Genomic DNA, 11,360 nt, shown 5'->3' with positions numbered 1-11,360 from the left:
CGGTCTCCGGGCCGGTCGCCGGCACGGTCGGTGGCACGGTCGCCGGCGCGCTCACCGGCTCGATCGGCGGGCCGGTCGTGGCCGGCCGGCGGCGACGGGGCGCGTTTCGCCCGGCGCGGCGGCACCGCCCGCACGGCGTCGTCGGTGATGTCAGGCGAGGTCTTCACGGGTCCTCCCGCGGTCTCTGTGCCCGGTCTCGCGATAGTCGCGTTCGTCACTTTCAGTTCCCGGGCGGTCACGCAAATCAGCGTGACGTGAGATTCTCACCTCTGCAACTGCCTTGACGAGATTGCTCCGCCTTCCCTCCGTCTTCGCCAATCGCGTTGTGAGGCGGGCCGAGAGTGAGGAGACTCCACTCCCATGACCTACCGCCCCACCGTTCGTGGCCGCCGCCTGGCACGGGAGCTCCGCAGGCTGCGCGAAGAGCAGGGCCTGACCCTCCAGGAGGTCGCGGACCGGCTGGACTGGTCCCGGGCCACCATCTCGCGGCTGGAGACCGGCCAGACCCGGCCGAAGCCCGGCGACATCGCCGACATCCTCGACCTGTACGGCGTACCGAGCCCCGACCGCGACGCGCTCATCACGCTGGCCCGGCAGGCGGGCCAGCGCGGCTGGTGGACCGCCTACCAGGACGTGTTCGCCGGAAGCTACGTCGCGCTCGAGGACGAGGCGTCGCACATCCGCACCTGGGACCCGCAGCTCATCCACGGCCTGCTCCAGACCGAGCGCTACTCGCGCGCGGTGATCACCGCCGGGCGGCTGCTGCCCGCCGACGAGGACGTCGAGCGCCGCATCGCCGCCCGCAAGATCCGCCAGGGCCTGCTGGACCGCGCCACCGCGCCCAAGCTGCACGTCGTCTTCGACGAGGCGGTGCTGCACCGCCTCATCGGCGGGCCCGAGGTGATGCGCGAGCAGCTCGCCGCGCTGGCCGCCGCGGCAACCCGCCCAACAGTGGATATTCAGGTACTTCCATTTACACAAAGGGCACATGCGGGCCTAGACGGACGTTTCACCATATTGTCGTATCCGGACCCGGCGGACCCCGATATCGCCTACGTAGAGGGCACCATGGGTGACGTTTACCTCGAGAGCGCCGAGGCAATAGCCAAGCACAGGGAACGCTTCGATCTGATCAAAGAGGCGGCCCTGTCCACCGAGGTTTCCGCGCACCTCATAGCCGAGGCAGCAAGGAGCAGCCCGTGACCAACCTGCAGCGCGAACTCACCGGAGCCGCCTGGCGCAAGTCCTCCCACAGCGGGAGCGGCGACCAGTGCGTCGAGGTGGCGTCCCTCTCCAGCGAACTGCGCGCTGTCCGCGACTCCAAGGACCCCAACGGCCCGGCGCTGGTGCTGACGCCGGCCGCCTGGCACAACCTCCTCCTCTCGATCACGGAGGCGTAGCGCCCTCCGGCGAGGCCGTGACCGCCGGGGCCGTCGGCTGACGGCCCCGGCGCAGCGGACGCTCACCCCCGGCCGCGGCGCCCAGCGGCGGCCGGGGGACGCCGGCATGGCCCCGGACGTGCCCGATCACACACCGCACGATGGAATGGGAGGTACGGCGGGGGCGCTGCACGAGGGGCCCCGAGAGATCGACAGAGACTGGAGATGGGCACACGATGTCCGCGCAGGAAAACGCCGCCCGGCTGCTCGTCCGGATCCTGGAGGCCGAGGGGGTCGAGTACGTCTTCGGCATCCCCGGCGAGGAGAACATCCACTTCGTCCACGCGCTCGGCGACTCCTCCATCCGCTACATCCTCGTCCGCCACGAGCAGGGCGCGGCGTTCATGGCCGAGATCTACGGCCGGCTGACCGGCCGGGCGGGCGTGGCGTCGGCGACGCTCGGCCCCGGCGCCATCAACCTCCAGCTCGGCGTCGCGGACGCCACCACCAACAGCACGCCCGTCGTGGCGATCTCGGCGCAGGTCGGCCTGGACCGCATCTACAAGGAGTCCCACCAGATCATCGACCTGGTGTCGCTGTTCCGCCCGATCACCAAGTGGGCGGAGCTCGCGCCGACCGCCGAGGCGCTGCCGGAGATGGTCCGCAAGGCGTTCAAGACGGCGCAGACCGAACGTCCCGGCGCGGTGTACCTCGCGATCCCCGAGGACGTCGAGTCGGCCCCGGTGCCGCCCGCGCTGCGGCCGCTGCCGGTCAACGTCGTCCGGCCGCAGGAGCCGTCCCCCTCGCAGATCGCGCGCGCCGCCGACGTGCTCGCGCTCGCCCGGCGGCCGATCGTGCTGGCCGGGCACGGCGCCACCCGCGACCGCGCGAGCGAGGCGCTGGTGCAGTTCTCCGAGCGGCTCGGGCTGCCGGTCGCGACCACCTTCAACGGCAAGGGCGTGTTCCCCGACGACCACCGCAACGCGCTCGGCGCGGTCGGGTTCATGCGGCACGACCACGTGAACTTCGGGTTCGACGAGGCGGACGTGCTCATCGCCGTGGGCTACGAACTCCAGGAGTTCGATCCCGTCAAGATCAACCCGGCGGCGGACAAGAAGATCATCCACATTCACCGCTTCCCCGCCGAGGTGGACGACCACTACCCCGTCGAGGTCGGCATCCAGGGCGACATCTCCCGCTCCCTGCGCGCCCTCGCCGACTCCGTCCACCGGCGCTTCGACGTGAACGGGACCGGCCAGACGATCCGGCGGCTGATGCGCGAGGAGCTCGCCGAGGGCGCCACCGACGACGGGCACCCGGTCTCGCCCCGCCGCATCGTCGCCGACGTCCGCACCGCCATGGGCCGCGCAGACATAGTCCTCGCGGACACCGGCGCCGTGAAGATGTGGATGGCGCGGATGTACCCGACGTACGAGCCGAACACGCTCCTGGTCTCCAACGGCCTGTCGTCGATGGGCTTCTCGGTGCCCGGCGCCATCGCCGCCAAGCTCGCCCACCCCGACCGCAAGGTGCTCGCGGCGACCGGCGACGGCGCGTTCCTGATGAACTCCCAGGAGTTGGAGACCGCCGTCCGCGAGAACATCCCGATCACGGTGCTGATCTGGGAGGACGCCGCCTACGGCCTGATCGAGTGGAAGATGGACCTGGAGCTCGGCACGAGCTCGCACATCGCGTTCGGCAACCCCGACTTCGTCCGCTACGCCGAGAGCTTCGGTGCCCGCGGGTACCGGGTCGGCACCGCCGACGAACTCCTGCCGACGCTCCGCAAGGCCCTCGCCGAGGACACCGTCTCGGTCATCACCGTCCCGGTCGACTACTCGCACAACCTGCGGCTCACCGACAAGCTCGGCGACCTGACGGGCCCCTTCTGACCCGCCCCCGCCGCGGCCTGCCCCGGCCGCGGCGGCGCGGTCAGCGGGTGCGCAGGACCAGGTCGACGGCCTTCACCACCCGGCGCAGGCCGGCGTCGTCGGCGTGCACGTCGGTCACGGCGGCCGTCATGGCGCGCAGCGCGGCGCCGTTCGCGTGGCCGGTGAACGTCTCCAGCACGCGGGAGAGCGTCGCGCCGCTCCCGGAGGCGGCCCGCCCGTGCTCCGGCGCCCGGGGGCCCGCCCCGGCCGCCGGAGCCGCCGGCAGCAGCCCGCACAGGACCACGGCGGCCACGGCTCCGGCCCGTCGCACCCGCATGGCGTCTCCCCTCGAAGGTTGGACCACCAGCCTCGCAGCGCGGACGGGAAAGGACAGTGCGGCGGACGCCCCGATTCAGGGTGGGGTTTTCCCCACCCGGCCCTCAGGCGCGGCAGAGGATCTCGCCGTGGGTGACCGCGTACCAGCCGTCCTCGGCGGCTGCCCACGCCTTCCACCCCTCGTAGATGCGCCGCAGGTCCGCGCGGGTGGCGTGGCCGCCTTCCATGGCGCTGTCGGCGACGGCCGAGTTCAGCAGCCGCCCGCCCCACGAGTCGCTCCACCATTCGCGCTCCTCGGGGGTGGAGAAGCACCAGGTCGACGCGGAGGCGGTGACGTCGGTGAACCCGGCCGCGCGGGCCCAGGACACCAGCCGGCGGCCGGCGTCGGGCTCGCCCCCGTTGCCGCGCGCCACCTTGTAGTAGACGGGCAGCCAGGAGTCCATCCCCGGCGGGTCCGGGTACCAGATCATGGCACCGAAGTCGGCCTCCCGGACGGCGACGATCCCGCCGGGCCTCACGACCCGCCGCATCTCGCGCAGCGCCCCCACCGGGTCGGGCACGTGCTGCAGCACCTGGTGGGCGTGCACGACGTCGAAGGCGCCGTCCTCGAAGTCGAGCGCCGCGACGTCGGCGACGGCGAACTCCACGTTGCCTGCGCCGCGCTCGGCGGCGGCCCGGCGGGCTTCGGCCAGCACCCCCTCCGCCGCGTCCACGCCGGTGACCCGGCCGGGCGCGACGATGCGGGCCAGGTCGGCGGTGATGGTGCCGGGGCCGCAGCCGACGTCCAGCACGCGGTCCCCCGGGCGGAGGTGGCCGATCAGGTAGCCGGCGGAGTTCTCGGCAGTCCGCCACTGGTGCGCGCTCAGCACGCTCTCGTGGTGGCCGTGGGTGTAGGACGCGTTCGGGGTCATCAGATCACCTCTCCATCGCTGCTCGCACCCTACGCCCGCTTCTCATAATTCGAGAAGAGCATCCCAATATGCGAGACATGAAGGCCCGGGAACGCGAACAGGGCCGAGGCGTGACGCCTCGGCCCTGTTCGCGTTCGCTTCGACTACGCGGCCACCGCGAGCCCCCGTCGCGGTTCGGCGCGCACGGCCGGGGCGGGCACGGACGGGGCGGGCACGGGAAGGGCCTCGACCACGGCCAGGGCCGGCGAGATCTCGGTATAGGCGTTCAGGGTCGCGTTGGAGAGTTCGGTGAGCCAGGGCTGGACGACGGTCCGCTCTGCGGGTCCGCCCAGCCGCGGGTGGGAGAGATGGAATGTGCCGGTCGCGTCGCTCACTGCCAACACCCCTTCCTTGCCGGTGGTCCGCGGTGATGCGGCCGCCACCGGTTGTCACATACCCCTAGGTACGTCGGTACAAGCCCCATGGTTCGCGGCGTGTTCCCGGATGTCTCCGAGATCACGCCTTCACCCTAGGCATCCCCTCTGACATTCTCGAACGGATATTCGACGCCGCGGGGCACGCGAGAGCGGACCGGTGGGCGGAGAACCGCCGCCCACCGGGCTCACGCCTCCCGGCGGCGGGCGCCCCGGGAGGCGCGGCGGCTCCGGACGGAGTCGGCGATCTCCCGGGCGGGCAGCACGAGGCCGCCGTAGACGACGAACACGACGAACGCCACGAAGAGCGGCACAAAGAGCAGATCCATGCCTCCAGCGTGCGCCGCGGTCCCGGGCGGCCGCATCGGACGCCCGGCCGGTCCGCGACACGCTGCATCGGCCGAACGGTCGATCCGCGCGTCCGCCGGGGGTCGTAGCCTGCCTGACCATGAAGGAGACCGCCACGCGGCTGGACCGCATCCACTCGGCGGGCGGCTGCCTGGCACGCGCCTGCTACAGCGGCTTCGCGGCCCTTTACCTGCTGGCCTGCCTGGTCGGGACGCCGAAGGACGCGGCGAGCCTGTGGCTGATCCTGGTCGCCGCGGCGGTCAACGCCGCCGCGGTGGTCGGCCGGAACCTGGTCGCCTGGGCCTCCGTGGTGGCGGTCGCGTCGGCGCTGACCACGCTGTTCCTCGGCACCGCGATCCAGCCGGACGGCCTGACCAACCCGAGCGTGTTCGCCGAGATCGGCGGCCTGCTGGTGGTCATCGCGCGGACGGTGTGGCGAGCCCACCGCGACCAGCTCGTCCCGGTCGCGCTGCTGCTCGGCGCGGCGGTACTGCTCATCCCGCTGCGCTGGACGCTGGTCACGGCGGTGCTGTACACCGCGCCGCTGGCGGTGCTGGTGGCGATCGCGCTCGGCGTCGGGCTCTATCTGCGGGCCGTGGACGCCCGCCGGTCCCGGTCGCTGGCCGCCGCGCGCCGCGACGAGCGCCTGGAGCTGGCCCGCGACCTGCACGACTTCGTCGCCCACCACGTCACCGGCATCGTCGTGCAGGCCCAGGCCGCCCGGTTCGCGGCCCAGTCGGGCGCGGCGCAGTCCACCGACCAGCTCGACACGATGTTCGCCGGGATCGAGCGGGCCGGGACCGAGGCGCTGACCTCGATGCGCCGCATGGTCGGGCTGCTGCGGGACGCGCAGAACGTGGACGCCCGCGACGGCGACGCCGTGCCCATGGACGGGGACCGGGGCGCCACGACCCGTCCCGTCGGCGACCTCGCGCGGGTGAGCGCGCTGGTGGCCGGGTTCACCCACCCGCCCGCCGCCCTGGTGCTGGCGCCCGACCTGGGCGAGCTGCCGCCGGAGGTGGTGACGTCGGTGCACCGGGTCGTGCAGGAGGCGCTGACGAACGTCCGCAAGCACGCCGCCGACGCCACCGAGGTGCGGGTGACGGTCGCGCGGGCGGACGGCGGCGCGGTCGAGGTGGCCGTCCGCGACGACGGCCAGGGCCGCGGGCGGCGGCTGCCGTCCGGCGGGTTCGGGCTGGCCGGGCTGTCGGAGCGGGTGGAGGCGCTGGGCGGCCGGCTGCGCGCGGGGCCGCGCCCGGAGGGCGGCTGGGAGGTGGTCGCGGTCCTGCCGGGCCGCGAACCCTGAGAGAATCGGCGTCGTGACCATCCGCGTTCTCATCGCCGACGACCAGCAGATGGTCCGGACCGGCTTCCGGATGATCATCGACTCGCAGCCCGACATGGAGGTGGTCGGCGAGGCCGCCGACGGCGCCGAGGCCGTCGCGCTCGCCCGGCGGCTGCGCCCCGACGTGTGCCTGTTCGACATCCGGATGCCGCGGATGGACGGCCTGGAGGCGACCCGCGCGCTCGCCGGTCCCGCCGTCGCCGACCCGCTCCGCGTGGTGATCGTCACGACGTTCGACATGGACGAGTACGTGTACGGCGCGCTGCGCGGCGGCGCCGTCGGCTTCCTGCTCAAGGACGGCGGCCCGGCGCTGCTCGTGGAGGCCGTGCGCGCCGCCGCCAACGGGGAGGCGCTGGTCTCGCCGTCCATCACCGTCCGGCTCCTGGAGCGGCTGGCGACCCCGCCCGCGGCGCCGGCCGCGGCGCCCCGCGAGCCGCTCACCGAGCGGGAGCTGGACGTCGTGCGGCTCGTCGCGCGGGGCCGCACGAACGAGGAGATCGCCGGGGAGCTGTTCGTGTCGCTGTCCACGATCAAGACGCATCTCGCCAGCGTCCAGCGCAAGCTCGCGGCCCGGAACCGGGTCGAGACGGCGGCGTGGGCCTGGGAGTCGGGCCTGATGGGCTGACCGCCGGGCGGCGGTCACGGCGATACTGAGGGACGGCCTGGCAGTGGAGTCGATGAACGGCGTGCCCGTGGCGGTGCTGACGGTCTGGGTGCTGTGCCTCACGGGCTGGGGGGTGGTCCTCGCGGGGATCCGGCGCGGCCTGCGCGGCCCGTCCCGGGGGCCCGCGCTGTTCGCGCACACCCTCACCCCGGCGGGCGTCGTGCTGCTGTTCACCCATCTCGGGCTCGGCTCGCTGTACGGGACGATCGCGGTCACCGCCGAGTGGTGGGCGCTCGCGCTGGTGACGGGCCTGCGCCCGGAACGGCTGCTCGACACCGGCGGGCTCGGGCGCGGCGCGGCCTGGGCGACGGCCGCCGCCGGCGGCGCGCTGCTGGCCGTGCGGCTGATCTTCTGACCCGCGAAAAGGCGCGAACCGGCGGCGAGCACCCTAAGTCAAACGTACGTAGTATCCGAAGAAACGAAGAACAAATCCTCGGAGGTGGAGCATGCCGTGTGCGCTGTGCGGCGACATCATCCCGACCGAGGTCGCCCGCTGCCCGGCCTGCGGGGCCTGGGCGCGGCGCCGCGACTTCCGCGCCGTCGGCGTCGCCGTGTTCATGCTGCTCGGCTTCGACGCGTTCGTCGCGCTCGGCTCGGGCATCAGCCTGCTCCGGCTCGCGCACCCGCTGCGCGGCGCGACCCACGACACCTACGACCCGCAGGTCACCGGCAAGGCCCTCGCCCCGTACTCCGACGTCTTCCTGATCGGCACGATCATGGCGGGCGTGACCGGGCTGCTCTACCTCGGCTGGCTGTGGCGGGCGTACGCCCAGTCGCCGGGGCCGCACCGCCACCACCGGGCGTGGGTGGTGCTCGGCTGGCTGTGCCCGGTGGTGAACCTGTGGCTGCCGCCCCGCATGGTCTACGAGGTGTGGGTGAACAGCGGCCGGTACCGGACGGCCGAGCGGCAGGCCGCGGGCCTCGTCGTCGCGTGCTGGTGGACCTGCGCGCTGCTCGGCGTCCTGCTCGCCCGCATGTTCAGCGGCGGCAGCGTCGACACCCTCGCCGAGGCCCGCTACGACGTCCACCTGGGCGTCGCCGCCGCGGCGTTCCAGGCCCTGGCCGCCGCCCTCTGCATGGCGACCGTCTACCAGATCACCCGCCTGCAGATCAGCCGCGGCTGACGCCGGACGGCCCCGGAGCCGGGGCCGACCGGGCTCACCGCACCCGCGGGCCCGCGGGACCGACGTCCGAGTACGGCGACATCGCGAAGCCGGTCGGCTGGACCACGCGCCGCCCGACCGGCCGGGACACGGCGGCGGGGCGCTCCATGGCCGCGCGGGCGGCGGGCGCGCCGCCGTCCAGCCAGGCCCTGTGCAGGGTGCTCAGGTCCCAGCAGTCCGCGGCGGTGACCGACACGGCGCCGGCGCCGATGCGGCGCAGGCGGCCGCGGGCCACCAGTAGCCGGGAGCCGAACAGCGTGTGCGCGCACCGGTCCTGCACCGACTCGAAGAACGCGAGGTCGACCGGGCCGGTCGCGTCGTCCAGCGTCACGAACACGACCCGCTGCCCGGACCGGACCGCCGGGGTCTGCGTCGTCACCCTGACCCCGGCCACCAGCACCTCCGTGCCCGCGGGCCGGCCGGCGAGCGCGGCGGCGCGGACGACGCCGAGGCCGGCCAGCAGCCCGTCGTAGAAGGTCAGCAGGTGCCGGCTCACGTCCAGGCCGAGGGCGTCCAGCTCCGCCTCGACCACCTCGGCGGGCGACATCGGCGGCAGGCCGGCCGGCGGGATCGGCTCCGGCCCGTCCGCGCCGGCGTCGTCCAGGCCGCCGAGGGGAAGCTGCCCGGCGGGAACGCCGGGGACCGGGCGGCCGTGCCGGTCCAGGGCGCCGACGCGGCAGAGCAGGTCGCGGCGCGGCACCGGCGGGGTGCGGTAGAGGGCATCGAACGCGCCCGCGAGGACGAGCCGCTCGGTGACCGGCCGCGACACCCGGGCCCGCCGCCAGAAGTCGGTCAGCGAGCCGTAGGGGCGCCCGGCGACGATCCGCTCCACCTCGGCCTCGCTGATGCCCCTGACCTCGCCCAGGGACACCCGGATCCCCGCCGGGCCGCCCTCGGCGACGGGCTCGGCGTGCCAGTCCGGCGCCGAGCGGTTGACGTCCAGGGGGAGGATCGGGACGCCGAAGTGCCGGGCGTCGTCCAGGATGACGCGCTTGGGGTACATGCCCGGGTCATGGGTGAGGACCCCGGCGTAGAAGGCCGCGGTGTGGTGCCGTTTCAGCCACGCCGACTGGTAGGTGGGCAGCGCGAAGGACGCGGCGTGCGCCTTGCAGAAGCCGAACGCGCCGAACGCCGTCAGGGTGCGCCAGACCCGCTCGACGGTCGGCTCGTCGTAGCCGCGGGCCAGCGCGCGCTCGCGGAACCACGCGCCGACCACGGCGTGGCCGCGCTCGTGGCCGAGGGCGCGCCGGGCGGCCTCGGCCCGGGAGAGGCCGCATCCGGTCAGCACGTCCAGGACGCGCAGCACCTGCTCGTGGAAGATCACCACGCCGAGGCTCTCGCGGAGCGCGGGGACCAGGTCGGGGTGGGGATAGTCCGGCTCCCGGACGCCGGCGCGCGCCTCCAGGAACGGCGTGACCATGTCGGAGTTGACCGGCCCCGGGCGGAACAGCGAGATGTCGAGCACGAGGTCGTCCAGGTCGCGGGGCTGGAGCCGGCCGATCAGCTCCCGCTGGCCCGGCGACTCGATCTGGAAGCAGCCGAGCGTGCGCGACGAGCGGATCAGCGCGAACGTCGCCGGGTCGTCGCGCGGGACGGCCTCCAGGTCGATCCGCTCCCCGGACACGCGCGCGACGTCCGCCACCGCGTGCGCCATCGCCGACTGCATCCGCACGCCGATGACGTCGAGCTTGAGCAGCCCCATCTCCTCGACGTCCTCCTTGCCGAACTGGGTCATCGGGAACCCCGCCGCGCTGGGCTCGACCGGGGTGCGGTCGCGCAGCGCCGGGTCCGACAGGACGACGCCGCAGGGGTGCAGGGCGATGTGCCGGGGCAGCCCGTCGAGCCGCTCGGCGATCCGGAACAGCACGCCGAGCCGCGCCCGCGACAGGTTGCTCTGGCGCAGCTCGGGCAGGTCGTCCAGGGCGGCGCCGATCTGGTTCGCGCGGATGTGCGGGAACGCCTTGGCGATCGCGTCGATCTCCCCCGGCGGCAGCCCGATCGCGGCGCCGACGTCGCGCAGCGCGCTGCGCGCCCGGTAAGTCTCCATCATCGACACGCACGCCGTGCCGTCGGCGCCGAACCGCTCGAACAGCGCCTCGTACGCCTCGATCCGGCGGGCCGACTCCACGTCCAGGTCGATGTCGGGCAGCCCCCGGCGGCCGTCGGCGAGGAACCGCTCCATCACCAGGTCGTGGCGGAGCGGGTCGAGGTCGCCGATGCCCAGCAGGTGGTTGACGAGGCTGCCCGCGCCCGAGCCGCGGACCGCGCAGCGGATGCCGCGGCCGCGGATCAGCGCGGCGGCGTCGGCGACGGTGAGGAAGTAGGCGGCCAGCCCCGCGCGGGCGATCACGCCGAGTTCGGCGGCGAGCCGGTCCGCGGCCCGCTCGGAGCGTTCCATTCCGCGCCGGGCCAGGCCCCGGGCACAGCGGTCGGCGAGCCGGGCCTGCGCGTCCCCGGCGACGGCGGGCAGGTGGAGGCGGTCCATGCCGAGGTCGGCGGCGTCCAGGACGCAGCGCTCCGACACCCGCCGGGTCGCCGCGAGCAGCGCGTCCGCGGCGTCCGGGCCGCAGCTCAGCTCGGCGACCCGGCGCATCTGCGCCGCGGACTTCAGGTAGGCCTGCCCGGTCCGGTCGTCCAGGTGCCGCCGGTCCAGCGGGACGAGGCGCCGCGTCACGTCCAGCACCTGGGCGACCGGGTGGTCGGCGGGCTCCAGGTAGCGGACGGCGTTGCCCAGCACCGCGGGGACGCCCGCCGTACGGGCCAGCGCGAGCATCCGGGCCGCGCGGGGCCCGTCGCCGGCGTCGTGGTGGTCGACGATCTCGATCGCGACCTCGGCGCGCTCCCGCCAGGCGGCCAGCAGCCGGGCCGCCTCGTCCGGCCGCCGGGCCGCCACGGCGCGGCCCACGTCGGAGGCCGGGCCGAGCAGCACC

General features: G+C 74.2%; 12 protein-coding genes. 7 read left to right on the top strand and 5 right to left on the bottom strand.

Annotated features, from left to right (window positions below):
- The first annotated feature begins 360 nt into the window (after positions 1 to 360).
- The 3 genes from E1291_RS33190 to E1291_RS33180 all read left to right on the top strand — a co-directional run bounded on the left by E1291_RS33190 (position 361) and on the right by E1291_RS33180 (position 3,271).
- Entirely contained in the window at positions 361 to 1,203 is an 843-nt protein-coding gene (locus E1291_RS33190) for a helix-turn-helix domain-containing protein (RefSeq protein WP_131742031.1), read from the top strand.
- Positions 1,200 to 1,400 carry a DUF397 domain-containing protein gene (locus E1291_RS33185; protein WP_131742030.1) on the top strand — a complete coding sequence of 67 codons (201 nt, stop codon included), beginning with the start codon at positions 1,200 to 1,202 and terminating at the stop codon, positions 1,398 to 1,400. The genes E1291_RS33190 and E1291_RS33185 overlap by 4 nt, the downstream gene beginning before the upstream one ends.
- A gap of 215 nt (positions 1,401 to 1,615) precedes the next feature.
- Positions 1,616 to 3,271, top strand: a complete 1,656-nt coding sequence (locus tag E1291_RS33180) for an acetolactate synthase large subunit (RefSeq protein WP_131742029.1) — start codon at positions 1,616 to 1,618, stop codon at positions 3,269 to 3,271.
- A gap of 40 nt (positions 3,272 to 3,311) precedes the next feature.
- On the opposite strand, the gene E1291_RS33175 is transcribed toward E1291_RS33180, so the two are convergent.
- From E1291_RS33175 to E1291_RS42485, 4 genes are all read right to left on the bottom strand, one after another.
- Complete coding sequence (locus E1291_RS33175; RefSeq protein WP_131742028.1) at positions 3,312 to 3,587, bottom strand: hypothetical protein; 276 nt, start codon at positions 3,585 to 3,587, stop codon at positions 3,312 to 3,314.
- A 103-nt stretch (positions 3,588 to 3,690) separates the two neighbouring features.
- Positions 3,691 to 4,497: a methyltransferase domain-containing protein gene (locus E1291_RS33170; RefSeq protein ID WP_131742027.1), complete on the bottom strand. Its 807-nt coding sequence runs from the start codon at positions 4,495 to 4,497 to the stop codon at positions 3,691 to 3,693.
- A 143-nt stretch (positions 4,498 to 4,640) separates the two neighbouring features.
- Entirely contained in the window at positions 4,641 to 4,871 is a 231-nt protein-coding gene (locus E1291_RS33165; protein WP_131742026.1) for a hypothetical protein, read from the bottom strand.
- Positions 4,872 to 5,098: 227 nt separating this feature from the next.
- Positions 5,099 to 5,239, bottom strand: coding sequence for a hypothetical protein (locus E1291_RS42485; protein WP_165495402.1), 141 nt, complete (start codon positions 5,237 to 5,239; stop codon positions 5,099 to 5,101).
- Positions 5,240 to 5,358: 119 nt separating this feature from the next.
- Between E1291_RS42485 and E1291_RS33160 the strand changes: the two genes are divergently transcribed.
- The 4 genes from E1291_RS33160 (at position 5,359) to E1291_RS33145 (ending at position 8,391) form a co-directional block, all read left to right on the top strand.
- Entirely contained in the window at positions 5,359 to 6,564 is a 1,206-nt protein-coding gene (locus E1291_RS33160) for a sensor histidine kinase (protein ID WP_131742025.1), read from the top strand.
- A 13-nt stretch (positions 6,565 to 6,577) separates the two neighbouring features.
- Positions 6,578 to 7,228: a response regulator gene (locus tag E1291_RS33155; protein ID WP_131742024.1), complete on the top strand. Its 651-nt coding sequence runs from the start codon at positions 6,578 to 6,580 to the stop codon at positions 7,226 to 7,228.
- A gap of 52 nt (positions 7,229 to 7,280) precedes the next feature.
- Positions 7,281 to 7,622: a hypothetical protein gene (locus tag E1291_RS33150; RefSeq protein ID WP_242614533.1), complete on the top strand. Its 342-nt coding sequence runs from the start codon at positions 7,281 to 7,283 to the stop codon at positions 7,620 to 7,622.
- 91 nt (positions 7,623 to 7,713) lie between these two features.
- Positions 7,714 to 8,391, top strand: coding sequence for a DUF4328 domain-containing protein (locus E1291_RS33145; RefSeq protein WP_131742022.1), 678 nt, complete (start codon positions 7,714 to 7,716; stop codon positions 8,389 to 8,391).
- 34 nt (positions 8,392 to 8,425) lie between these two features.
- On the opposite strand, the gene dnaE is transcribed toward E1291_RS33145, so the two are convergent.
- The coding region (dnaE, locus tag E1291_RS33140; RefSeq protein WP_131742021.1) for a DNA polymerase III subunit alpha at positions 8,426 to 11,360 on the bottom strand (2,935 nt) is incomplete at its 5' end.

It is taken from the genome of Actinomadura roseirufa (assembly GCF_900659635.1).
Classification (GTDB): domain Bacteria; phylum Actinomycetota; class Actinomycetes; order Streptosporangiales; family Streptosporangiaceae; genus Spirillospora; species Spirillospora roseirufa.
Note: the sequence above shows the minus strand (reverse complement) of the source record. Positions and strands in the feature narration are given on the sequence as shown.